Genomic DNA, 24,281 nt, shown 5'->3' on the forward strand with positions numbered 1-24,281 from the left:
GAGGGGCTACTCCCCGTCGTACGCCTCGATCAGTTCCCGCGAGCGCTTCACGTCGTCGGTGATGGCCACCAGCAGCTCCTCGATGGAGTCGAACCTGGCCTGGCCGCGGACGAACGCGAGGAAGTCGACGGCGACGTGCAGACCGTAGAGGTCGAGACCGACACGGTCGATGGCGTACGCCTCCACCGTGCGCTCGGTGCCGTCGAACTGCGGGTTCGTGCCCACGGAGATCGCGGCGGGCATGGCCTCGCCCTGCGCGTGCAGCCAGCCGGCGTAGACGCCGTCGGCGGGGATCGCGGTGTGCGGGAGGGTCTCGACGTTCGCCGTGGGGAAGCCGAGCTCGCGGCCGCGCTGGGCGCCGCGGACGACGACGCCCTCGACGCGGTGCGGCCGGCCGAGGATCTCGCGCGCGCCCTCGACATCGCCCTCGCCGACGAGGCGCCGCGTGAGGGTCGAGGAGAACGGCTCGCCGCCGCCCGCCTCACCGGACACGAAGAGGTCGACGACCTCGACCTCGAAGTCGTACGTCTCCCCCTGCTCGCGCAGGAAGCCGACGTTGCCCGCGGCCTTGTGGCCGAAGCGGAAGTTGGGGCCCTCGACGACCGCCTTGGCGTGCAGCTTGTCGACCAGCACCTTGACCACGAAGTCGGCGGGCGACAGCTTCGAGAACTCGGTGGTGAACGGCAGGATGAGCAGGGCGTCGACGCCCAGTTCGGCCATCAGTTCGGCGCGGCGGTGATGCGGGGCGAGCAGGGGCGGGTGGCTGCCGGGGCGGACGACCTCGCTGGGGTGCGGGTCGAAGGTGACCACGACGGAGGGGACGCCCAGAGCCCGTGCGCGGTCCACGGCATGCCGGATGATCAGCTGGTGTCCGCGGTGCACCCCGTCGTAAGAACCGATGGTGACGACGCTGCGCCCCCAGTCCTCGGGGATGTCCTCCAAGCCACGCCAGCGCTGCACTGTGACCGCTCCTTGTCGAACCCGTGTCCGTGATTGCCTTATTCGCAGCTCTAAGGGTGCCATGCCGTGCGCTCTCGGCTTGCATCGGCATCAGGCTGTGACCGATCGCTCAGCGCCGGGGGGTGCCGTGCCGAGTCCGACGAGGCGCGGCCGCCGGGCCCGGTGCGGGGTTCGGCCCGGCGCGCGGCGGTGAGCCCGGTGCGGTGCGGAGTCCGTTGCGTGGGCGTGGTTCAGGCGGGCGCCCTTGCCCCGGCCAGGTTCTCGATCAGGTGTCGGGTCCCGGGGCCGACGACGCCGTACCACTCCTCGGGAGCGCCGGTCACCCAGCGGGCCACCAGGGCGGCGAAGCCCGGAACACGCCGGGCCAGGTCGGCCAGGCCCCGGTCGAAGGCGGTGGCTCCGGCCGGGGTACGGACGAGGAGGAGGCCGACGCGGTGCACCAGCTCACGGGTGGGTCCCTCGCCCCCGCGGTCGAGGCCGTCGGCGGCGGTCCTCAGCACGGTGCCGAGAACGGCCGGATCTCGCTCGTGCGCCAGCAGCAGATCGAGCAGTTCGCGCCGCAGCGGGGCCGACGCCTGGTCTCCCGGCGACGCGAGGACCTGGGCGAGCGCGCTCCGCACCGGCGGGCCGCACGTCTCCAGCAGTCCGCTGACCAGCGGGAACAGCGCCCCTTGGGGAGCACTTCCGTGGTCGATGCGCCGGTCCACGTCCGCGGCCACGTAGGCGGCGACTGCGGGGCACAGCTCCACGGTCTCGCGCACCAGGGCGGCGACCGGGCGGGCGAGCGCGGGGGTGGTGACGTCGGCGAGGGCGCGCAGCAGCTCGCCCGTGTCGGGGCCGAGCCGCCGCAGCCGTTCGCGGAACGCGGCGAGCACGGGCTCCGGGTCGGTGGCGAGCGCGGCGGCCGGCGCGCTCGGCGGCAGCCGTGGGTCACCGGCCACGAAGCGTTCCAGGGCCTGCGGCAGGCAACGGGCACGTGCGAGCGGATCCTGTACGAGGATGCCGAGCGCCCCGCCGTGCAGGGTGCGGTCGGCGGGACGGGCGAGCAGGGTGAGAGCGGCGTGGCGCAGCAGCTCGCGGTCGGCCGGGGTGGCCGCGAACGGTGCCGCGCGCAGCCCGAGGGTGAGGGCCGTCGCACGCCGCTCGGGCCGTTCGTCGCGCGCCCACCGGTCGACGGCCCGGCACACGGCCGACGGCTCCTCCTCGGCCAGCACGGCCAGCAGTTCGTCGCCCCGTGGATGGGCACCGGCCATGAGGGCCTCGGTCAGATCGTCCGGGGCGCGCCGCCGGTGCGCGTACAGCAGTGCCTGCGCGGCCGTCGCCACGGTCGCGTTCGGCGTCGCGGGCAGGGGCCGCTCGTCGTCGAACCAGCGGGTGAGGTGGCGGTGTACGGCGACGGGGTCGGCGGCGAGGAGACGGGAGACGGTGTCGAGATGGCGCGGGGCGGCGGGGGCCTCGCCCGGGTGCGGGGGCTCGGTGGCCGGGGTCCGGCGGGGGTCTGCGGCCACCAGGCGCCTGAGCAGGTCGAAGCGTTCCGTGTCCGGGACGGGCAGCGCCACCCAGAAGGCCGGGCCGAACGCGGTCGGTACGGCTCTGCCCTGCCGCCGCCACACCACGATCCGCTCGGCGAGGAGCCGCAGCGCGCCGAGGTACGGGGTCGCGTCGGGCACGCGGAGCAGGACGGTCGTGCAGAGGCGGGTCGCCCACCAGAGGGGGTCGCCGTGCCGGGCGGTGAGCCGGTCCGGCGCTTCGGGCAGCAGATCGTCGACCGCGTGGACGAGGTCCTCGAGGTGGAGCGTCAGTTCGGCGGTGGCCTGTTGACGGGCCAGCAGGAGCAGGGTCTCGACGACGGGGCCGATCCTGTGGCCGGGGACGGGAAGGGTGCTTGCTCCGTCGGCGGCGGTCCTGGAGTCACGGACCCCGGCGTCGGGAGAGGCGGACCGGGTACGCCGGGCGTGGCGGCGGCCGGACACCGTGGTCTCCGTACGGCCGAGGTCGATGCCGGTATCCGTGCCGGTTCCGGTGCCGGCGCCGCGCCTGCGGTGGACCAGGCCGTCCAGCGCGGCGTCCAGGTCGAGGTGGGTGCCCTGGATCCAGTCGGCGAGCTCCTCGTCGGCGAAGCGGTAGCCGTCGCCGGCGGGGACGAGGAGTCCTTCGGTGAGGACGGCGGACGCCCAGCCGGTGATGCCCGCGAGAGGTCCCCGGGCGGGGCCCCAGGGAAAGACGCTCTCGAAGGAGGCCCGGTCCAGCTGGCCCTGTCCGGGGCCCAGACAGCGCCGGGCGGCTTCGTGCACCTGGCCGGAGACACGGGCTGCGAGCCGGCGTACGGCGGCGCCGCGCAGTCCGTTCGCCGCGGCGAGCCGGACCGCGACGCGCAGGCACATCAGGTCGAGGTGAGCGGCGAACACGTCGTCGCGGTCGAGCTGTCGGGCCGGCAGGTCCACGGGCGCGGCCCGCACCTCGGAGAGCAGGCGCAGCACCAGCGGACGACGGGCGTCGGACGGCACGAGGACACCTTCCGGAATCCCGGCACGCGCCCGCCCCAGCCGCCCCTCCTCCTCGGTCAGATCACCGAGCAGCACACACGCGGGCAGAGTCCCGCCGGCGTCCGGCGACGCGGGTCCGTCCGGGGCCGGCGTCCGCCGGCCGTCCGGGTCCGGTGCCGGGTGGTGCAGCAGGGCCGCGGGAAATTCCGCCCCGGCCCGTTCCCAGTACTCCGCGCGGCAGGCGACCACGAGTCGGGTGCCGGTCTCCGTCAACCAGGCCGTCGTCGCCTCGGTCCAGGCAGGGAGGCGGTGGGCGAGTTCGGGGGGCATCTCCTCGGGGCCGTCGAGGAGGAACAGCAGCGGCCGGCCACCGGCGTGAGCGGGCCCGGCCAGGCGGTCCGGCGCGATGTCGCCGAGTTCGCCGCCGTATCCCTCGGGAGGCAGCACGCTCGTCTCGGCCGGGGCCCGCCGCGCGGCCGCCGTCCCGGTCGCTCCGGGGCTCCGCCGCGACGCGGCCACGATCCGTCCGGCGCGCTCCAGGGCACGCGTCGCCGCGTCGGCCACCGAGATGTCGTCGGCGCGCAGATCGGCGCCGCGCAGCCAGAGGGTGGGAGCCGGTTCGGGACCCCGGAGGCGGCGGGCGGCGAGGGCGGCCAGTTCCGTCGTACGGCCGCTGCCGGGCGGGCCGACGAGCCCGAGGACGACGGCCGGGCCGCTCTCGAAGGCCGCGAACTCCCTGCCGACATCGGCCCGTTCGACGATTCCGGGCTGCGCGCCCACGGCTCCGGGCGGGACCGGCGGGCGGGGCCCGTCCGAGCCCACCGAGGTCGCGGTGAGCTCCAGCGCGCCCGCGAGGTTCAGATCGGCGCCGTACGCGGGCACGGTGACCGCGTTACGGGCCAGCAGTTCGGCGAGCGGCCCCGCGCCGCGCCGCAGGGGAACGGCGAGTCCGGGCGCCCGATGGCCCGCCGGGGTCTCCCCGGGCGCGGTGCCGTCCGGGGTGCGGGCGCGCAGGGCGGTGCAGACGACCGCCACCACGGCTCCGGTGCGGGCGTCGAGGACCGGCCCCCCGGTCGCCCCGCCGCCCGGCCTGAGCGCGTCCGCGCCCGCCGTGCCGATCGCCAACTCCAGTGCGCCGTGGAGGAGATGGGCGTCGCCGAGGGCCGGGTACGCCACAGGGGCGGAGCCCAGCACGCGCGCCTCGCGCCAGCCGCCCGCGGCGATCCTGACGTACGTGCCGGTCGCGACGCGGTCCCGCACGGTGACGGGGAGCGGGCAGAGGCCGAGACCTTCGGTGCGTACGAGGGCCAGACCGAGGCCGGGCAGCGGTGTGACGGCGTCGGCGCCCAGCACGCAGGTGCGGTCGCCGGGGGCGTGCAGGACGAGCCGGGCCAGTCCGTCGACGGCCTCGTGGCTGGTGATCACGGTGCCGTGGTGGTCGGCCGCGAAACCCGTGCCGCGTGGGCGGCCGGCCAGGTCGCAGACGCGTACGAGGGCGTCGTCCCCCGTCTGTCCGGCGTCGTCCGCCGCCTCATCGTTCCCGGTCCGCGGGCCTCGCCCCGCCATACTCGAACCTCCCCGCCGCTGCTCCTGCTCCGACGGTAGGGGCGAGGTGATCAGCGGGACAGATCGCGTGGCGAACGCGCCCCCCTCTACTCCCCCGGTTCACTCCGAGCGCCCGCCCGATGGGGTGAATACGGCAGATCGGATGGATACACCCTTGGTGGGGGAACCGAGGGGGGACCATGGAGCGGCGGGCACGAGACCCCGTGACCGCCGCTCCACGGGCAGAAGTGTCCGCCCGGCCGCGCGCCCGGCAGGGGCGCGCGGTCCTCAGGCGAAGACGGCCAGGCTCTTGGCCTTGCCCTTCTGTTCCTCGACCAGCGCGAGGAACCGGCCCTCGGGGTCGAAGACCGCCACCGTGCCCTTGCCCGCGTACTCGTCGGACATCTCGAGCCGGACGCCGTTGAGCAGCAGCCGGGCCCGCTTGGAGTCCACGTCCCAGCGCGGGAACGCGGCCGCGGCCGCGTCCGCGAGCGGCATCACCGTCAGCTCCTCCTGGAGCTGGTCGAGGGTGCGCGCGGAGTCCAGCTTGTACGGGCCGACGCGGGTGCGGCGCAGGGCGGTGAGGTGACCGCCGACGCCCAGGTCCGCGCCGAGGTCGCGGGCGATCGCCCGGATGTACGTCCCGGAGGAGCAGACGACGGAGACGACCAGGTCGAGCACCGGGGTGCCGTCCTCGGCGACCGCGTCACGGATGTCGTACACCGCGAACGACGAGATGGTCACCGGGCGGGCCGGGATCTCGAAGTCCTCGCCCTCGCGTGCCCTCTTGTACGAGCGCACGCCGTCGATCTTGATGGCGCTGACCTTGGACGGCACCTGCATGATGGCGCCGGTCAGCTTGGCGACCCCGGCGTCGATCGCGTCGCGCTTCACACCGGAGGCGTCCGTCGAGGAGGTGAGGTCGCCCTCGGCGTCGTCGGTCAGCGTGTTCTGGCCGAGCCGGATCGTGCCGAGGTACTCCTTCTCGGTGAGCGCGAGGTGCCCGAGGAGCTTGGTGGCCTTCTCGACACCGAGGACGAGCACGCCCGTCGCCATGGGGTCGAGGGTGCCCGCGTGGCCGACCCGGCGGGTTCTGGCGATGCCGCGCATCTTGGCGACCACGTCGTGCGAGGTGAAGCCCGACGGCTTGTCGACGATGACAAGCCCGTCGGGCGTTTTGGTCTTCTGCGTCATCGAGCCGAGTCGTCCTCGTCCTCGTCGTCCTCGTCGTCCTCGCCCGGCTTCTTGTACGGGTCCGCGTCACCCGCGAAGGACGCGCCGGCCGAGACCTCGCGCACCTTCTCGTCCGAGGCCCGTGCCTTGTCGAGCAGGTCCTCGATGGTCTTGGCGGTGTCCGGCAGGGCGTCCGCGACGAACGTCAGCGTCGGCGTGAACTTCACGCCCGCCGCCGCGCCGACGGCCGAGCGGAGCACGCCCTTGGCGCTCTCCAGGCCCGCGGCCGCCTCGGCACGCTGCTCGTCGTCCCCGTACACCGTGTAGAAGACGGTGGCCTCCCGGAGGTCCCCGGTGACCCGGGTGTCCGTGATGGTGACGTGAGTGCCGAGCCGCGGGTCCTTGATCCCGCGCTGCAGCTTCTTGGCCACCACCTCTCGGATGAGGTCCGCCAGCCTCTTCGCCCGCGCGTTGTCGGCCACTGGTCCGTCTCCTTCTTCGCCTTGCGTGTTGCGTCGGTCTTCGTCAGTCTTCGTCGGTGTGGAGTCTGCGTCGTACCGACAGCAGTTCCACCTCCGGTCGCGCCGCGACCAGTCGTTCGCACCGGTCCAGTACGTCCGTCAGGTGCTCGGTGTCCCCGGAGACCACCGCCAGGCCGATCTCGGCCCTGCGGTGAAGGTCCTGGTTGCCCGTCTCGGCGGCACTCACCGCGTACTTCCGCTGGAGTTCGGCGACGATCGGCCGGACGAGAGAGCGTTTCTCCTTGAGCGAGTGGACGTCGCCGAGGAGCAGATCGAAGGACAGCGTCCCCACATACATGTGTAACCGGATGTCCCGCCGGTACGGGGTAGACGGCCTGCCAATGCGCTTGGCAGGGACATCAGAACCGTACAACGAACCGTCGGCTCGCTCGACGGGGTTTCCGGGCCCGGGCCGTACACCGGACGGGTGCCCCGGCACGGTGACCGGCCGGGGCCGGTCACGCGATTCCCCGCGCCCCGGGAAGGGACGCGGGGAATCGCGTGATCTCGCAAAAGCCAGGCTGGCCGGCGGTGACTGCTCACCGCCGGCCAGCCTGGGAACCGCTTTACGAGCGCGGCTTCTCGCGCATCTCGTACGTCGCGATGACGTCGTCGACCTTGATGTCGTTGAAGTTGCCGAGGTTGATACCGCCCTCGAACCCTTCGCGGATCTCGGTGACGTCGTCCTTGAAGCGACGCAGCCCGGAGATGTTGAGGCTCTCCGCGATGACCTTGCCGTCGCGGACGAGTCGCGCCTTGGTGTTGCGCTTGACCTCGCCCGAGCGGACCAGGACACCGGCGATGTTGCCGAGCTTGGACGACTTGAAGACCTCGCGGATCTCCGCCGTGCCGAGCTCGACCTCCTCGTACTCCGGCTTCAGCATGCCCTTCAGGGCCGCTTCGATCTCCTCGATGGCCTGGTAGATCACCGAGTAGTACCGGACGTCGACGCCCTCGCGCTCCGCCATCTGCGCCGCGCGGCCCGCAGCGCGGACGTTGAAGCCGATGACGATGGCGTCGGAGCCGGTCGCCAGGTTGATGTCGGACTCGGTGACCGCACCCACACCGCGGTGCAGGACACGGATGTCGACCTCGTCGCCGACGTCGAGCTGGAGCAGCGAGGACTCGAGAGCCTCCACCGAACCGGACGCGTCGCCCTTGATGATGAGGTTGAGTTCCTGCACCAGACCGGCCTTGAGGGCCTCGTCCAGGTTCTCCAGGGAGAACCGGACACCCCGGCGGGCGAAGTTGGCGTTGCGCTCGCGCGCCGCCCGCTTCTCGGCGATCTGACGCGCCGTACGGTCCTCGTCGACGACCAGGAAGTTGTCGCCGGCGCCCGGGACGTTGGTGAGACCCAGGACCAGGACGGGGGTCGACGGACCCGCTTCCTCGACGTTGTTGCCGTTGTCGTCGAGCATCGCCCGGACACGGCCGTACGCGTCGCCGACCACCATGGTGTCGCCGATGCGCAGCGTGCCGCGCTGGACCAGGACCGTCGAAACGGCACCGCGGCCACGGTCGAGGTGGGACTCGATCGCAATACCCTGCGCGTCCTGCTCCGGGTTGGCCCGCAGGTCGAGCGAGGCGTCCGCGGTCAGGACCACGGCCTCCAGCAGGGCGTCGATGTTCAGACCCTGCTTGGCGGAGATGTCGACGAACATCGTGTCGCCGCCGTACTCCTCGGCCACCAGACCGAACTCGGTGAGCTGACCGCGCACCTTGGTCGGGTCGGCACCCTCGACGTCGATCTTGTTGACCGCGACCACGATCGGCACGTCGGCCGCCTTGGCGTGGTTCAGCGCCTCGATCGTCTGGGGCATCACGCCGTCGTTGGCCGCCACCACGAGGATCGCGATGTCGGTCGACTTGGCACCACGGGCACGCATGGCGGTGAACGCCTCGTGACCGGGGGTGTCGATGAAGGTGATCTTGCGCTCTTCACCGTTGACCTCGGTCGCGACCTGGTACGCGCCGATGTGCTGCGTGATACCGCCGGCCTCGCCCGCGACGACGTTCGTCTTGCGGATGGTGTCGAGAAGGCGGGTCTTACCGTGGTCGACGTGACCCATGACGGTCACGACCGGCGGACGGACCACGAGGTCGTCCTCGTCGCCCTCGTCCTCGCCGAACTCGATGTCGAAGGACTCGAGCAGCTCGCGGTCCTCCTCCTCGGGGCTGACGATCTCGAGGACGAAGTTCATCTCGTCCGCGAGGAGCTTCAGCGTCTCGTCGGAGACGGACTGCGTGGCAGTGACCATCTCGCCGAGGTTCATCATCACGCCGACGAGCGACGCCGGGTTGGCGCCGATCTTCTCGGCGAAGTCGGTGAGGGAGGCACCACGCGACAGGCGGACGGACTGTCCGTTGCCGCGAGGCAGCATCACGCCGCCGACGGACGGGGCCTGCATGGCCTCGTACTCCTGGCGCCTCTGCCGCTTCGACTTGCGACCACGACGCGCCGGACCGCCGGGACGGCCGAACGCACCCTGTGTTCCACCACGGGCACCGGGACCACCCGGACGACCGCCGAAGCCGGGACGACCGCCGCCACCGCCACCGGGACCACCGGGACGACCGGCGAAACCGCCGCCACCGCCACCGGGACCACCGGGACGACCGGCGAAACCGCCACCGCCGCCACCAGGACCGGCCGGACGACCGGCGAAACCGCCACCGGGACGACCGCCGCCGCCACCGGGACCACCGGGACGACCGCCGCCGGCACCGGGACCGCGGCCACCGGGGCCACCGCCGGGACGCGGGGAGCCCGCGGCCGGACGCTGAGGCATCATGCCGGGGTTCGGACGGTTACCGCCCGGACCGCCGCCGGGACGCGGGGCCTGCGGACGGGGCATGCCGCCCGGAGTGGGACGGGCACCGCCCGGACCGCCCTGCGGACGCGGAGCGCCGCCGGGACCGCCCTGGGGACGGGGAGCACGGTCCTGGCCGCCGGCACCCTGCGGGCGCGGGCCGCCGGGGGCGCCGGCGCCACCGGGACGCGGGGCACCGCCCGGACGGGGCGTCTGCGGACGCGCCATGCCGGTGGAGCCACCAGAGGTGAACGGGTTGTTGCCCGGACGCGGACCGGCCGGACGGGCACCGGGACGCGGAGCCTGGCCGCCGGGACGCGGGGCGCCACCCTGACGGTCGCCGCGCTCGGGACGCTCGGGACGGTCACCACGACCCTGACCACCCTGACCGGGACCACCGGCCGGACGGGCACCGGGACGCGGAGCCTGGCCCGCGGGACGCGGGGCGCCCGGACGGGGAGCACCCGCGGCGGGAGCCGAGGGGGTCGACGGCGCGACCGGCGCCGACGGCGGTGCGGTGAATTCGGCCGCGACCGGAGCCGGAGCCGCCGGAGCGGGCTTCGGGGCCGGCTTGGGACCGGGAGTCGGGCGCGGACCCGCGGCGGCCGGGGTGACCGGAGCAGCCGCGGGCGTCTCGGCCGCGGCCGGCTTCGGGGCCGGCGGGCGCGGGGCGGCCGGACGGGCCGCCTGCGCCGGAGAGGGGGCGCCCGGCTTCGCCGGGGAAGCCTTGCGCGGGGCGGGCTTGCCGCCACCGTTGCCCTGCTGGAGGGCATCTGTCAGTTTACGTACGACGGGGGCCTCGATCGTCGAGGACGCCGAACGGACGAATTCACCGAGTTCTTGGAGCTTGGCCATGACGACCTTGCTCTCTACGCCGAACTCCTTGGCGAGTTCGTATACCCGGACCTTAGCCACTTCGCTCCTTTTAGGTCCGGGTCTGCGTCCGGACCGTCGCTACTTCATGGGCGTACTCATCGCGTGCTCATCGAGTGCTCATCGCAATCTCGACCTACTTCCAACTCGCGGAATACCAGGGCCGCACGGAGGTTCCGCACGACGCTCTCTTACGGGTTTGCCTGCTCGACGTAGAGGCGCAACGCCTCGGTGTCGAGCGGTCCCGGGGCGCGCAGCGCCCGCGGGATCGCCCGGCGGCGGACCGCCAGATCGAGACAGACCAGAACGGGATGCACGTACGCACCCCGGCCGGGCAGCGTACCGCGATGATCGGGGGCACATTCACCCTCGACCGCCACGATCCGCAGCAAGTCTCTCTTGGCCGCTCGCTCCCGGCACCCCACACAGGTGCGTTCAGGGCATGCGCGGGCTCGCGTCCGGCCAGACACTCTTGAGTCTACCTCCCCGTACCGACCTCACCCCTTTGGGGCAAGAATCGAACGGTTGTTGTCGTGATGTAAGCGATGCGCGGGCCGGATCTATTCCCGGTCTATTCCCCGCGCTGCTCGCCGCGCTGCTCGCCGGGCTGCTCGGTGTCCGGACGGATGTCGATCCGCCAGCCGGTGAGGCGGGCGGCGAGGCGGGCGTTCTGGCCCTCCTTGCCGATCGCCAGCGAGAGCTGGTAGTCGGGGACCGTGACGCGCGCGGAGCGGGCCGCGAGGTCGACGACCTCGACCTTGGAGACACGGGCCGGCGAGAGCGCGTTCGCCACCATGTCGGCCGGGTCGTCCGACCAGTCCACGATGTCGATCTTCTCGCCGTTCAGCTCGGCCATCACGTTGCGCACCCGGCCGCCCATCGGGCCGATGCAGGCGCCCTTGGCGTTCAGACCGCTGCGGTTGGACCGGACGGCGATCTTCGTGCGGTGGCCGGCCTCACGGGCGATGGCGGCGATCTCGACGGAACCGTCGGCGATCTCCGGCACCTCCAGCGCGAAGAGCTTCTTCACGAGGTTGGGGTGCGTACGGGACAGGGTCACGGACGGACCGCGGACGCCCTTGGCCACCCGTACGACGTACGAGCGAAGCCGCAGGCCGTGCTCGTAGTTCTCGCCGGGGACCTGCTCCTGCACCGGCAGGATGGCCTCCAGCTTGCCGATGTCGACGAGCACGTTCTTCGGGTCGCGGCCCTGCTGGACCACACCGGTGACGATGTCGCCCTCGCGGCCCGCGTACTCGCCGAGGGTCGCGTCGTCCTCGGCGTCCCGCAGGCGCTGCAGGATCACCTGTTTGGCGGTGGTGGCGGCGATCCGGCCGAACCCCGAGGGGGTGTCGTCGAACTCGCGGGCCTCCTGCCCCTCCTCCAGGTCCTCGGGGTCCTCCTTCGCCCACACGGTCACATGACCGGTCTCCCGGTCGAGTTTCACGCGCGCGCGCCGGCGGCTTCCCTCGGTGCGGTGGTAGGCGATGAGGAGGGCCGACTCGATCGCCTCGACCAGCAGGTCGAAGGAGATCTCCTTCTCCCGCACCAAACCCCGCAGGGCACTCATGTCGATGTCCACGGCTACGCCTCCTCTTCCTTCTTGTCCTTGCGGCTGAACTCGACCTGGACGCGGGCCTTGACGATGTCCCCGAAGGCGAGCCGCCGGGCGGTGGGCTTGCGCCCCTTCACGCCCGGCACCTCGACATCGAGACCGTCGTCCTCGACCCGCAGGATCCTGGCGAGCAGTTCGCCGTCCTCCGCCAGCTGGAACTTCACCAGGCGGTCGGTGGCGCGTACGTAATGACGGTGCTCCTTGAGCTCGCGCTCGGCACCGGGGGTTCCGACCTCGAGGGTGTATTCACCCGAACCCATCGCGTCGGTCTCGTCGAGCTTCGCCGAGAGCGCGCGGCTCACATCGGCGATCGCGTCCAGGTCGGCACCTTCGTCCGAGTCGACGACGACGCGCAGTACACGCTTGCGGCCTACTGACTCCACTTCGATCTCTTCGAGATCGAGGCCCTGGGAGCTCACGAGCGGATCCAGGAGTTCTCGAAGCCTCTCGCTCTGGGTCGTGCTCATCCGGGTGACTCCTCGGCCGCGTGTGCTGTTGTGGGTTGGTCGCGTGTCAGCTCAAAGGGTATCCGGTCGCGGAGGGTGTTGCCGTCCACCGTGCGGGTGCGCCCGCGCCGACGGGTGCCGGCGGACCTCCCCGAAATCGCGCCGGAGACAGTTGGAGGAGAGCCGCTGGGCCGTGATCGGCCAATGCGCGGGTACCGTGATCGCGGGCAGCTCGCCCATACATTCGTACGAGCCCTCCGAGGACGTCTGCCGTGTCGTTCCCCCTGCCGTCGCGCACCCCGTCGGGTCCGCGCCGAAGGACCCTGCTCGCGGCCGCCGTGGGTGCCTTCGCGCTCGCGGGCTGTTCCGCCGCTCCCGAGTCGTCCAGCGACACGACGGGCGGCAGCCCCTCGCTCGCGGACCGGGCACGCGCGCGTGCGGCCCGGGACAGCATGACGCTCTCCGACCGGTACACCGCGGTGATCGCCGCCCATCCCCAGCTGGCGGAGCGGCTCGACCCGCTGCGGGGGGAGGTCGTCCGGCACGCGCAGGCGTTCGGGGGCGGCAGTGCGGGAGCCTCGGGCTCCGCGTCGGCTGCTCCGTCAGGGTCGGCATCGGCATCGGCGTCGGGGTCCTCGACGGAGTCACCGTCCGCGTCGGCTTCGGAGTCGGCGTCCGCTTCGAGTCCGGCTTCCGGTTCGGCTTCGAGTTCGGCTTCGGCCGGCGCCTCGCCCGGTGTGGCGGCCCGGCCCAAGGACGCACTCGCCGAACTCGCCTCGGCCGAACTGGCGCTCGCGGACGAACGGACACGGGCCCTGGTGGACGTCCCCGGCGAACTCGCCCGGCTGCTCGCCTCCGTGGCGGCGGCCGGAGCGGCCCACGCGTTTCTGCTGACGAAGGCGGCGAAGTGAGCAAGCGGACCAAGACCGAGGAAGCGGAGCTCAAGGCCCTCCAGGCCGCGCTGGGCGCCGAGCACGCGGCCGTCTACGGCTACGGCGTCGTGGGCGCGCGGATCGGCGCGGCCCGTCAGACGGACGCCCGGTCGGCCTACGACGCCCACCGGGCGCGGAGGGACGAACTGACGCGGGAGGTCAAGGACATGGGCGCGGCACCCGAGGCCGCGTCGGCCGCGTACGTGCTGCCGTTCCCGGTGACGGACTCCGCCGCGGCCATACGGTTCGCGGCCGAGCTGGAGGAACGCGTCGCCGACGTGTACTCCGACCTCGTGCGCGCCGCCACGGGCGACCGGCGGCGCATGGCGGCCGGGGCGCTGCGCGAGGCCGCGGTCCGCGCGGTGCGCTGGAGCGGCGAGAGCGTAGCCTTCCCTGGGCTCGCCGAGCGGGCGGGCACCTCATCGGCCACGGCACCCTCGCCGACCTGACGCGACCTGGAAGGAACCTCTCGCGCATGGACTCGCGCATGGCCTTCGAACCGCCGCGGCGCCTTCTCCGGGCGCTCGGCGAGACCCGCCGGAGCGGGCCGGAGGGCCCCGACGAGGCCGACGAGTGGCTGGAGAGGCTGCCCGAACTGGCCCGAGGGGCCGTCGCTCTGCGCGAGTTGACCGTGGAGCGAGTGCAGGCGCCGGGTGGGCGCAGCAGTCTGGTCGTCCTGGTGCGCCGGGCCGACGGCACGCCCGCCGTGCTGAAGCTGGCGCCCGGGCGGGCGCGTCCGGAGGCCGAGCGGGTCGCGCTCGCCCACTGGGACGGCCGCGGCGCGGTCCGTCTTCTCGACGCCGTCGGCACCGGGGAGGCCTCCGGCACCGATGGCGTCCTGCTGCTCGAGCGGCTGCATCCGGACGTCTCCGTGCGGTCGCTGCCCGAGGCGAAGGCCCTGCTGGAGGCGGCGGGGACGCTGCGGCGGCTGTGGGTCGAGCCGCCCGCCGACCCCGTCTTCGAGACCGTGGCGGAGCGGACCGGGCGGCAGGCCGAGGCCATGCGGGCCACGGCGGCGGGCGAGGCCGGGGCCGGGATCGGGGCTCTGGTCGACGCGGCGCTCGCGGCCCGCGAGGAACTGCTGGTCCAGCCGCCCGAGGCACTGCTGCTGCACGGCACGTTCCGGCAGAGCAAGGTGCTCGCCGGTGAGCGCGTGCCCTGGCTGGCGGTGGGACCGGACCCGGTGGTCGGCGAGTGCGCGTTCGACCTGGCCCGGCTGGTCCGCGACCGGGTGGAGGACCTCATCGCGTCGCCTTCGGGACCGTCGATCACCCGGCGGCGGATCAAGCGGCTCGCCGAGTCCCTGGAAGTGGACCAGGCGCGGCTGCGCGGCTGGACCCTGTTCCGTGCCGTCGAGTCGGGTGTCCGGGCGGGCCGGGTCGGCCGCCCCCAGGACGCCGAACTGCTCCTGGAGTTCGCCGACTGGCTCTGAGCACCGGCCGGGACACCACACCCCTGGAAACGGCCGAGCGGCGCCCCGCGCCTCCGGAGAGGTGCCGGGCGCCGCCCAGGTGTCGGTTACGCCGTCAGGCGGGCGATCGCCTCTTCGACGGTGAGTTCCTCGCGCTCGCCGGTGCGGCGGTCCTTCAGCTCCACGACGCCCTCGGCCGAGCGGCGGCCGGCGACCAGGATCGTCGGTACGCCGATCAGTTCCGCGTCGGTGAACTTCACGCCCGGGGAGACTCCGGCACGGTCGTCGACCAGGACGCGGACACCCGCGGCACCGAGCTTCTCGGAGACGTCGAGCGCCAGCTCGGTCTGGAGGGCCTTGCCCGCGGCGACCACGTGCACGTCGGCGGGAGCGATCTCCTTGGGCCAGCACAGACCCTGGCCGTCCGCCGACTGCTCGGCCAGCGCCGCGACCGCGCGGGAGACGCCGATGCCGTACGAGCCCATGGTCACGCGGACCGGCTTGCCCTGCTGTCCGAGAACGTCGAGGCCGAAGGTGTCGGCGTACTTGCGGCCGAGCTGGAAGATGTGGCCGATCTCGATGGCGCGGTCCATCTTGAGGCCGGTGCCGCATGCCGGGCAGGGGTCGCCCTCTTCCACCACGACGACGTCGAGGTAGTCGTCGACCTCGAAGTCGCGGCCGGCCACGACGTTCTTCGCGTGCGTGTTGATCTTGTTGGCGCCGGTGATCCAGGCCGTGCCGGGGGCGACGCGCGGGTCGGCGATGTAGCGGACCTTCTCCAGACCCTGCGGGCCCACGTAGCCGCGTACGAGGTCTTCGCGGCCCTCGAAGTCCTCGGCCGTGACGAGTTCGACGACGGCCGGGGCGAGGTGCTCGCCGAGCTTGCCGAGGTCGACCTCGCGGTCGCCGGGGACGCCCACGGCCACGATCTCGCCGTCGACCTTGACCAGCAGGTTCTTCAGGGTCGCGGAGGCGGGCACGCCGAGGTGCCCGGCGAGCGTCTCGATCGTCGGGGTGTCGGGGGTGTCCAGCTCCTCGACCGCGCCGTGCTCCCCGGAGACGGGCGTGAGCTTGAAGGTCACGGCCTCCGTGTTGGCGGCGTAGTCGCAGGCCGGGCAGTCCACGAAGGTGTCCTCACCGGCGGCGGCGGGCGCGAGGAACTCCTCGGAGGCCGAGCCGCCCATGGCGCCGGAGACGGCGGACACGATGCGGTAGTCGAGGCCGATGCGCGCGAAGATCTTCTGGTAGGCCTCGCGGTGGAGCCCGTAGGACTCGGCGAGGCCCTCGTCCGTGATGTCGAAGGAGTACGAGTCCTTCATCTGGAACTCGCGGCCGCGCAGCACGCCGGAGCGCGGACGGGCCTCGTCGCGGTACTTCGTCTGGATCTGGTAGAGCATGACCGGCAGGTCCTTGTACGAGGCCACCTGGTCCTTCACCACCAGGGTGAAGATCTCCTCGTGCGTCGGGCCGAGCAGGTACTCCGCGCCCTTGCGGTCCTTGAGACGGAAGAGCAGGTCGCCGTACTCCTCCCAGCGGGCCGAGGCCTCGTAGGGCTCCTTGGGCAGCAGGGCCGGCAGGAGGACCTCCTGGGCGCCGATCGCGTCCATCTCCTCGCGGACCACGCGGGAGATGTTGTCGAGGACCTTCTTGCCGAGCGGCAGCCAGGTCCAGATGCCCGCGGCGTTGCGGCGTACGTAGCCGGCCCGGACGAGCAGCTTGTGGCTGAGCGTCTCGGCGTCGGCCGGGTCGTCACGCAATGTCTTGACCATCAAACGGGACATGCGCTGGACCTGGGCCATGATTCTCGACTCCTGCTGCGTAAGGGTGATGTCTGGAGGTTAGCCGGGCAGCGGCCGTCCCCGGAAATCCATTAGGCGTGGCGCAGCGGAAGCGGGGCGCCCATCACGGCGTACGGCCTGGGCGCGCTGGGGAAGAGGACCTGCTGTGCGAGGTCCTCGTAGCCGAGGGAGCGGTACAGGCCGCGGGCCGGGCTGTCGAAGTCGATCGCGGAGAGGATCGAGCGGGGTTCGGCCGCGGTGTCCGTGATGGCGGTGATCAGGGTGCGGCCGACGCCCCGGTTCTGGAAGCGGGGGTGGACGTGCAGTTCGGTGATCACGAAGGAGTCGTCCAGCCAGCCGTCGTGGCCCTGGTCGCGCAGATACGGTTCGACGACGGTGGACCACCAGTGCGCGCGGTCGTTGGGCATGCCGTAGACGAATCCCACGAGCCGTCCGTCGACGGTGGTGGCGCCGAGCGCGCGGGCTCCCGGGTAGGTGACGTGGCGCAGCACGATCTGGCGTCGTACGGCGATCTCGTCGGCGCCGAGCCCGAAGGCGAGCGCCTGCACGGCGAGTGCCTCGTCGACGCGGGCGGCGAGATCCAGCGGGCCGATGACCACGTCGTCGAAGTCGCGGTGGCCGTGGCCGGGAAAGCGCAGCATGCCGGGAGACTACCTGGCGGACCGTGTGACGCGTGAGGTCCCGACGGGCCCGCACCGGGCGTCAGAACAGGACACTCATGAAGGCGCCGGCCTCCTGGAACCCGACGCGGCGGTACGTCGCCCGGGCCGCGGTGTTGAAGTCGTTGACGTAGAGGCTGACGAGCGGGGCGACATCGGCGAGGGCGTAGCGCAGCACGGCGGCCATGCCGGGGGCCGCGAGTCCCCGGCCGCGGTACTCGGGGGCCACCCAGACCCCCTGGATCTGGCAGGCCTCGGCGGTCGCGGCGCCGATCTCCGCCTTGAAGACGACGTTGCCGTCCGGGCCGAGGCGGGCGAAGGACCGGCCCGAGCCGACGAGTTCGGCGACCCGGGCCTGGTAGAGCAGGCCGCCGTCGCCGGCCAGCGGCGAGACGCCGACCTCCTCGGTGAACATGGCGACGCATGCCGGCATGATCGTCTCCATCTCGTCCTTGCGGATGCGGCGGACGTACGGATCCGGGGTGATGTCGGCGGGCAGCCGGTCGGTGACCATCAGCGGCTGGTGGGCGCGGATCTCGCGGGCGGGGCCCCAGCTCGGTTCGAGGAGCCGCCAGAGCTGGGCGGTGGATTCGGCGGGGCCGACGATCGAGGAGCAGCGGCGGCCGCTTCTGCGGGCCCGGTCGGCGAAGCCGCGCACGGCGCGCTGGGTGGCGCAGATCGGGACGAGGTTGGCGCCCGCGTAGCAGAGGGACCGCAGCATGCCGTCCTCGTACCAGCCCCACATCTCGCCGCCGAGCCGCCATGGGTCGAGCCCGGCGACCTGTACTCGGGAGGTGACGAACGCGTTCGCCACCGGCTCGCGGCCGAGGACGGCGAGCGCGGCGTCCAGGTCACTCGGTTCGAGGACCCTGGTGGTGGTCTGGGTCAACACGTGCGGGGGCCTCACCCTGGGATCTGCTGATCTCCGCACTGTACCTGCCGTGCTTGTGGCTCGCCGCCGAGTCCTCTGGCCGGACAGGGGAGCAGGCTGCCACCGGGGTGGGACCTGATGTTGTCGCCCGGGTGCGGGTCGTGGGGGCTGGGCGCGCAGTTCCCCGCACCCCTGGGTGGCTCCGCGCGGCCGGAGCTCGAAAGGGAGCCTTGTTGTCCGCGGCTCCCGGGTGCGGGTGCGTAGGGGGTTGGCCGCGCAGTTCCTCGCGCCCCTGACATCCCGGCCGGAGCTCGAACGCGCCGCCTCGTTCCCCGCGCCCCTGGATGGCCGGGCGAGGTGCCTCGTCTCGCCCGGCCGCGGGCGGCGGGGTCAGCCAGCTACCGAGATCGTGGGTTCGCCGGAGGCGACTCCGTCGGCCTCCATCTGCTCGGCGAGCTTCATCGCCTCTTCGATCAGGGTCTCCACGATCTTCGACTCGGGGACGGTCTTGATGACCTCGCCCTTGACGAAGATCTGGCCCTTGCCGTTGCCGGAGGCGACGCCGAGGTCGGCCTCGCGGGCCTCGCCGGGACCGTTGACGACGCAGCCCATGACGGCGACGCGGAGCGGGACCTCCATGCCGGTGAGGCCGGCGGTGACTTCCTCGGCGAGCTTGTAGACGTCGACCTGGGCGCGGCCGCAGGACGGGCAGGAGACGATCTCCAGGCCGCGCTGGCGCAGGTTCAGCGACTGGAGGATCTGAAGGCCGACCTTGACCTCCTCGACCGGCGGGGCCGACAGGGAGACGCGGATGGTGTCGCCGATGCCCTCGGAGAGCAGGGCGCCGAAGGCGACGGCCGACTTGATGGTGCCCTGGAAGGCGGGACCGGCCTCGGTCACGCCGAGGTGCAGCGGGTAGTCGCAGGCGGCGGCGAGCTGACGGTAGGCGTTGACCATGACGACCGGGTCGTTGTGCTTGACCGAGATCTTGATGTCCCGGAAGTCGTGCTCCTCGAAGAGGGAGGCCTCCCAGAGCGCGGACTCGACGAGCGCCTCGGGGGTCGCCTTGCCGTACTTCTGGAGCAGGCGCTTGTCGAGCGAGCCCGCGTTGACGCCGATGCGGATCGGGGTGCCGGTCTCCTTCGCGGCCCGCGCGATCTCCTTGACCTGGTCGTCGAACTGCTTGATGTTGCCGGGGTTGACGCGGACGGCGGCACAGCCGGCGTCGATCGCGGCGAAGACGTACTTCGGCTGGAAGTGGATGTCCGCGATGACCGGGATCTGCGACTTCTTGGCGATCGTGGCGAGCGCGTCGGCGTCGTCCTGCGTGGGGCAGGCCACGCGCACGATCTGGCAGCCGGACGCGGTCAGCTCGGCGATCTGCTGGAGCGTGGCGCCGATGTCCGACGTACGCGTGGTCGTCATCGACTGCACCGAGACGGGTGCGTCTCCGCCCACGGCGACGGTCCCGACCTGGATCTGCCGGGTCTTCCGGCGCTCGGCCAGCTTGGTCGGAACGGACGGCATGCCGAGAGAAATCGCAGTCATCTGCTGTGCAACCCCAAGTTATGGTTCAAGGTCCCGGGAATCGTGGGCTCCGGGCTTCGAGATTACGGTACGGGCGCACCACCGGGCACATCACGCCCGGCGTTCAAACCCACTCAGTGACTCCTCCCCCGGCTGAGGCCGGGGGCTTCTCGCTATGCCGGGTCGGCGTTGCGACGGACCAGCCCGGCCCGTAGAACGTTGGTGGCTGCCACCGTGTCGGCGTGCGCGGTGTGTCCGCAGGCGATGCAGTGGAACTTTTCCTGGGTGGGCCGGTTCTCCTTGGCGGTGTGCCCGCAGTGGGGGCAGGTGCGGGAGGTGTTGCGGGGGTCCACGGCGATCACTTCCCGTCCGGCGCTTTCAGCCTTGGCGTGCAGGATCGTCAGGAACACCCCCCAACCGGCATCGTTGATCGACTTGTTGAGCCCGGCCTTGGCGGTGGCCCCGTTGGGCAGGAAGGTGCCCGACCGGTCGGGGTCGGGCTTCGGGGCGGGGGTCCTGCTCATGTTGCGGATCTTGAGGTCTTCGTGCGCGATGACGTCATGCGCGTGGACCAGGTCGAGCGCGGTCCTGTGGGCGTGGTCGAGGCGCCGGCGGCGCACCTTGCCGTGGAGCTGGGCGACCTTCTCCACGGCGCGCCGGTGGTTGCCGGTGCGGTCCTTGGCCTTGCAGCGGGGGAACCGGGACAGGGCCTGCTGCGCGGATTGGAGCTTTTCGGCCGCGCGACGACCGTGGCGCGGGTTGGGCACGAAGACCCCGTTCGAGTCGGCGAGGAAGTTCGCGATGCCCAGGTCGATCCCGACCACGGAGCCGGTCGCGGGCAGCGGCTCGGGCCGGTCCAGTTCGGCGGTGAGCACGACGAACCACTTACGGCCCTCACGCTTGACCGAGACGGTCTTGACCCTGCCGGGCACCGGGCGGTGCCGGTGGACCTTGACGTGGCCGACGCCCTGGAGACGGACGCGGGTGACCGGGTCATGCGGAGTGGAGTCCCAGCGGCAGCCGTCCCCGTCCCTGGGGAAGTCCACCGTGTCGAACCAGTTCACCCCACGAAAACGCGGGTACCCCGGGGTCTCGCCGGACTTGACCCGCCGGAAGAACGCCTGCATCGCCCTGTCCAGACGGCGCAGGGTGGCCTGCTGCGAGGAGAACGACCAGCGGCCCTGACGCTCGGGGTCGAACGCCCGGATCTCCTTGAGCTGCGCCGACTGCATCCCGTACCTGACGCTCGTCCTCGACGGGTGCCGCCAGGCATCCCGCCTCTCCTGCAACGCCGCGTTGTAGAGGGAACAGTGGTCGCGCAGCATCTCGGCGAGCGCCTGGGCCTGACGGACGGTGGGCCGCAGCAGGAACTTGTACGCACGGATCATCCAGCCCGACCCCTTCCGGTCAGGTCGGCTTGACCGTACCGTCTTAGCGCATATCGCCATATCCAGAACAAGATCCTCGTATGAAATGAGGAAATGACGTCGCCCACCACCTGCACACCCACTTGGCGTTTGTCGCGAAGTGCCAGCGGGAGATCTTCAGTGGCGAGATGCTGACGCGCCGCGAGGCGCTCGTGCGCGATGTGTGCGAGAGCCTCGGCACGGAACCGCGGGAGTTCAACGGCGAAGGCGATCACGTCCACCTGCCCGTGCACCACCCGTCGAAGATCGCCCTGCCCAAGCTCGTCAACAGCCTCAAAGGCGTCAGCTCCCGCTACCCGCGCGCGGAGTACACCGGCCGGATCAACCGGACCGGGACCGGCCCGGCGTTCTGGTCCCGTCCTACTTCGCGGGATCCTGCGGCGGCGCACCCCTGAGCATCGTCAAGGACTACATCGAGAACCAGAAGCGCCCGGCATGACCGCCACCACGCAAACGCAGTGATCTCCGGCGCTTCACGCATCCGGACCGAGGATCGCATTCCCGCCCGGCCTGAAGGCCCGGGTTCCCCGCGAAGAACAAGGGATGGAAGACGGCCGGGCACCCAGGGTGCCCGGCCGTCGCCAATGCTGTACGACTAAGAGATTTTCACGGGATTGACGACGTCTGCCACGAGGACCAACAGGGTGAAGCAGACGAAGATCCCGGCCACCACGTAGGCCACCGGCATCAGCTTCGCCACGTCGAACGGACCCGGGTCCGGGCGACGCAGCACCTTCGCGAGGTTGCGGCGCAGCGACTCCCACAGCGCGCCCGCGATGTGCCCGCCGTCGAGCGGGAGCAGCGGGAGCATGTTGAACAGGAACAGGGAGAGGTTGAACCCGGCGACGAGCAGGAGCATCATCGCGACCTGCTGCGACGCGGGGATGTCCAGGGTGAAGACATCGCCGCCGATGCGGGCCGCGCCGACCACGCCCATCGGGGAGTCGGCCTTGCGCGGGCCGTCGCCGAAGGCCGCGTCCCACAGGTCGGGGACCTTTCCGGGCAGCGAGACCAGGGACTCGACGCCGTTCTGCATCATGTCGCCCATGCGGTTCACGGACTGGCCGAAGGACTGCTCGACGATGCCGGTGGCGGGCGTGAAGCCGAACCAGCCGGCCTCCACGTACTTGCCCTCCACATAGCCGCCGCTGCCGTCGGTCCTGCTCACCGTGTTCTTGACCAGGTGGGCGGTGAGGGCGAGCTGCCGGCCCTCGCGGTCGACGGTGATCGTCACCTGCTTGCCGGGGTTGGCGCGGATGTCGGACTGAAGCGCGGACCAGTCGGAGACGGGCGTGCCGTTGAAGGCGACGATCTTGTCACCGGGCTTGAGTCCCGCCTCCGCGGCGGGCGCGACCGGGTCCTTCTTCGTGCACTTGTCGCGGTTCTCGCTGGCCTGGATCACGCAGGGGGAGACCGCGCTGACCGTGGTGGTCTGGGTCTGGACGCCGAACGTCATCATCACGCCGAGGAAGATCGCGACGGCCAGGATCAGGTTCATGAAGGGACCGGCGAACATCACGATCACGCGCTTCCACGGCTTGCGCGTGTAGAAGAGGCGGGTCTCGTCGCCGGGCTTCAGCTCCTCGAACGCGGCCGACCGGGCGTCCTCGACCATGCCCCGGAAGGGGGACGTCGAGCGGGCCTCGATCCGGCCGTCCGGGCCGGGCGGGAACATCCCGATCATGCGGATGTAGCCACCGAGCGGAACGGCCTTGATGCCGTACTCGGTGTCGCCCTTCCTGCGCGACCAGATGGTCGGGCCGAAGCCCACCATGTACTGCGGCACCCGGATGCCGAAGAGCTTGGCCGTCGACAGATGTCCCAGCTCGTGCCACGCGATCGAGATCAGCAGGCCGATCACGAAGACGACTATGCCGAGGATCATCATCAGGGTCGTCATGCACGAGCCTCCGCGATTGTCATCTGTGCCGTCAGTTCACGGGCCCGGGCGCGCGCCCAGGTCTCCGCTTCGAGGACGTCCGCGAGGGTCAGGGAAGTTCCCGTACGCGGTGTGCCGTGTTCCTCCACGACCCGGGTGACGGTCTCCATGATCCCGTTGAACGGCAGTGTGCCGTTCAGGAACGCGTCCACGCACTCCTCGTTGGCGGCATTGAACACCGCCGGGGCCGTACCCGCGAGCTGCCCCACGTGCCGGGCGAGCCCCACGGAGGGGAAGGCTTCCTCGTCGAGCGGGAAGAACTCCCAGTTCGAGGCCTTCGTCCAGTCGAAGGCGGGGGCCGCGTCCGGGACGCGCTCGGGCCAGCCGATGCCGATGGCGATGGGCCCCCGCATGTCGGGGGGCGTCGCCTGGGCGATCGTCGAGCCGTCCGTGAATTCCACCATCGAGTGGACATACGACTGCGGGTGCACGACCACCTCAATGCGATCGAAGGGAATGTCGTAGAGGAGGTGCGCCTCGATGACCTCCAGTCCCTTGTTGACCAGGGTCGCGGAGTTGACCGTGATGACCGGGCCCATGGCCCAGGTGGGGTGCGCGAGGGCGTCGGCCGGCTTCACGTCCGCCAGCTCCGCCTTCGTACGGCCGCGGAACGGGCCCCCGGAGGCGGTCACGACGAGTTTGCGTACATCCGCGCGCGTGCCGGAGGCCAGCGCCTGGAAGAGGGCCGCGTGCTCGGAGTCGACCGGGATGATCTGACCCGGCTCGGCCAGCGCCTTCACGAGCGGGCCGCCGACGATGAGCGACTCCTTGTTGGCGAGCGCGAGGGTGCGGCCCGCCTCCAGGGCGGCGAGGGTGGGCGCGAGGCCGATGGAACCGGTGATGCCGTTGAGGACGGTGTGGCAGTCGGACGCGGCGACCTGGGTGGCCGCGTCGGGTCCGGCGAGGATCTCGGGAAGGGTCTCACCGGGTGCGTACCGGGCCGCGAGGGCCTCCCTGAGCGCCGGGACGGCGTCCTCGCGCGCAACCCCGACCGTCCGTACCCGCAGCTGGTGGGCCTGCTCGGCGAGCAGGGCGACCCTGCCGCCGGCGGCGGACAGCGCGGTGACCCGGAACCGGTCGGGGTTGCGCAGCACGAGGTCGATGGCCTGGGTGCCGATCGAGCCGGTGGATCCGAGGATCACGACATCCCTGACTCCGTTCACGGGGTCGAAGACGAGATGCGGATCAGCGAGGGGGGCTGGACTGTCGCTCATCCCCCCATTGTGGCCGCATCGCGTCCGCCCGAAGACAGGGCGTCCCTCATTCCCGCCGTCTCTCCCCGTGACC

General features: G+C 71.8%; 19 protein-coding genes and 1 pseudogene. 4 read left to right on the forward strand and 16 right to left on the reverse strand.

The window, feature by feature from the left end; genetic code table 11:
- Positions 1-6 precede the first annotated feature (6 nt).
- The 9 genes from OG780_RS11970 to rimP all read right to left on the reverse strand — a co-directional run bounded on the left by OG780_RS11970 (position 7) and on the right by rimP (position 12,450).
- Positions 7-960: a bifunctional riboflavin kinase/FAD synthetase gene (locus OG780_RS11970; RefSeq protein ID WP_328447430.1), complete on the reverse strand. Its 954-nt coding sequence runs from the start codon at positions 958-960 to the stop codon at positions 7-9.
- A gap of 230 nt (positions 961-1,190) precedes the next feature.
- Positions 1,191-5,012, reverse strand: coding sequence for a serine protease (locus OG780_RS11975; protein WP_328447432.1), 3,822 nt, complete (start codon positions 5,010-5,012; stop codon positions 1,191-1,193).
- A gap of 267 nt (positions 5,013-5,279) precedes the next feature.
- Positions 5,280-6,185, reverse strand: coding sequence for a tRNA pseudouridine(55) synthase TruB (truB, locus tag OG780_RS11980; protein ID WP_328447434.1), 906 nt, complete (start codon positions 6,183-6,185; stop codon positions 5,280-5,282).
- On the reverse strand, positions 6,182-6,646 hold the full coding sequence (rbfA, locus tag OG780_RS11985) for a 30S ribosome-binding factor RbfA (protein ID WP_328447436.1): 465 nt from the start codon (positions 6,644-6,646) through the stop codon (positions 6,182-6,184). The genes truB and rbfA overlap by 4 nt, the downstream gene beginning before the upstream one ends.
- Before the next feature lie 43 nt (positions 6,647-6,689).
- Entirely contained in the window at positions 6,690-6,983 is a 294-nt protein-coding gene (locus tag OG780_RS11990) for a DUF503 domain-containing protein (protein WP_328447438.1), read from the reverse strand.
- Between the two features lie 268 nt (positions 6,984-7,251).
- Positions 7,252-10,410, reverse strand: coding sequence for a translation initiation factor IF-2 (infB, locus tag OG780_RS11995; protein ID WP_328447440.1), 3,159 nt, complete (start codon positions 10,408-10,410; stop codon positions 7,252-7,254).
- Positions 10,411-10,559: 149 nt separating this feature from the next.
- Positions 10,560-10,838, reverse strand: coding sequence for a YlxR family protein (locus tag OG780_RS12000; protein ID WP_328447442.1), 279 nt, complete (start codon positions 10,836-10,838; stop codon positions 10,560-10,562).
- 101 nt (positions 10,839-10,939) lie between these two features.
- The gene (gene nusA / locus OG780_RS12005) at positions 10,940-11,950 is read right to left on the reverse strand and encodes a transcription termination factor NusA (protein ID WP_328447444.1); all 1,011 of its coding nucleotides are present in this window, start codon (positions 11,948-11,950) and stop codon (positions 10,940-10,942) included.
- Positions 11,951-11,952: 2 nt separating this feature from the next.
- Positions 11,953-12,450, reverse strand: a complete 498-nt coding sequence (rimP, locus tag OG780_RS12010; protein WP_328447446.1) for a ribosome maturation factor RimP — start codon at positions 12,448-12,450, stop codon at positions 11,953-11,955.
- Between the two features lie 251 nt (positions 12,451-12,701).
- Between rimP and OG780_RS12015 the strand changes: the two genes are divergently transcribed.
- Genes OG780_RS12015 through OG780_RS12025 form a run of 3 tightly spaced genes read left to right on the forward strand, consistent with a single transcriptional unit; the run spans position 12,702 to position 14,793 of the window.
- The gene (locus OG780_RS12015; RefSeq protein WP_328447448.1) at positions 12,702-13,340 is read left to right on the forward strand and encodes a hypothetical protein; all 639 of its coding nucleotides are present in this window, start codon (positions 12,702-12,704) and stop codon (positions 13,338-13,340) included.
- Positions 13,337-13,810, forward strand: a complete 474-nt coding sequence (locus OG780_RS12020; protein ID WP_328447450.1) for a ferritin-like domain-containing protein — start codon at positions 13,337-13,339, stop codon at positions 13,808-13,810. The genes OG780_RS12015 and OG780_RS12020 overlap by 4 nt, the downstream gene beginning before the upstream one ends.
- Positions 13,811-13,848: 38 nt before the next feature.
- Positions 13,849-14,793 (forward strand): aminoglycoside phosphotransferase family protein, encoded by a 945-nt coding sequence (locus tag OG780_RS12025; RefSeq protein ID WP_328458066.1) that lies wholly within the window; start codon positions 13,849-13,851, stop codon positions 14,791-14,793.
- Between the two features lie 86 nt (positions 14,794-14,879).
- On the opposite strand, the gene OG780_RS12030 is transcribed toward OG780_RS12025, so the two are convergent.
- From OG780_RS12030 to OG780_RS12050, 5 genes are all read right to left on the reverse strand, one after another.
- A complete protein-coding gene (locus OG780_RS12030; RefSeq protein WP_328447452.1) occupies positions 14,880-16,571 on the reverse strand; it encodes a proline--tRNA ligase in 1,692 nt (563 codons plus the stop codon).
- 71 nt (positions 16,572-16,642) lie between these two features.
- The gene (locus tag OG780_RS12035; RefSeq protein WP_328447454.1) at positions 16,643-17,212 is read right to left on the reverse strand and encodes a GNAT family N-acetyltransferase; all 570 of its coding nucleotides are present in this window, start codon (positions 17,210-17,212) and stop codon (positions 16,643-16,645) included.
- A 61-nt stretch (positions 17,213-17,273) separates the two neighbouring features.
- The gene (locus OG780_RS12040; protein ID WP_326785166.1) at positions 17,274-18,122 is read right to left on the reverse strand and encodes a GNAT family N-acetyltransferase; all 849 of its coding nucleotides are present in this window, start codon (positions 18,120-18,122) and stop codon (positions 17,274-17,276) included.
- 369 nt (positions 18,123-18,491) lie between these two features.
- Entirely contained in the window at positions 18,492-19,649 is a 1,158-nt protein-coding gene (gene ispG, locus OG780_RS12045) for a flavodoxin-dependent (E)-4-hydroxy-3-methylbut-2-enyl-diphosphate synthase (protein WP_326785167.1), read from the reverse strand.
- Between the two features lie 152 nt (positions 19,650-19,801).
- Positions 19,802-21,016, reverse strand: a complete 1,215-nt coding sequence (locus tag OG780_RS12050) for an RNA-guided endonuclease InsQ/TnpB family protein (RefSeq protein ID WP_328447457.1) — start codon at positions 21,014-21,016, stop codon at positions 19,802-19,804.
- Between the two features lie 110 nt (positions 21,017-21,126).
- Between OG780_RS12050 and tnpA the strand changes: the two are divergent.
- Positions 21,127-21,494 (forward strand): annotated as a pseudogene (tnpA, locus tag OG780_RS12055) (IS200/IS605 family transposase).
- A gap of 156 nt (positions 21,495-21,650) precedes the next feature.
- On the opposite strand, the gene OG780_RS12060 reads toward tnpA, so the two are convergent.
- Both OG780_RS12060 and dxr read right to left on the reverse strand, forming a co-directional pair.
- Complete coding sequence (locus OG780_RS12060; protein ID WP_328447459.1) at positions 21,651-22,955, reverse strand: M50 family metallopeptidase; 1,305 nt, start codon at positions 22,953-22,955, stop codon at positions 21,651-21,653.
- On the reverse strand, positions 22,952-24,208 hold the full coding sequence (gene dxr / locus OG780_RS12065) for a 1-deoxy-D-xylulose-5-phosphate reductoisomerase (protein WP_328447461.1): 1,257 nt from the start codon (positions 24,206-24,208) through the stop codon (positions 22,952-22,954). Before dxr ends, OG780_RS12060 begins: the two co-directional genes overlap by 4 nt.
- Between the last annotated feature and the right edge of the window lie 73 nt (positions 24,209-24,281).

It is taken from the genome of Streptomyces sp. NBC_00386 (genome assembly GCF_036063235.1).
Classification (GTDB): Bacteria; Actinomycetota; Actinomycetes; order Streptomycetales; family Streptomycetaceae; genus Streptomyces.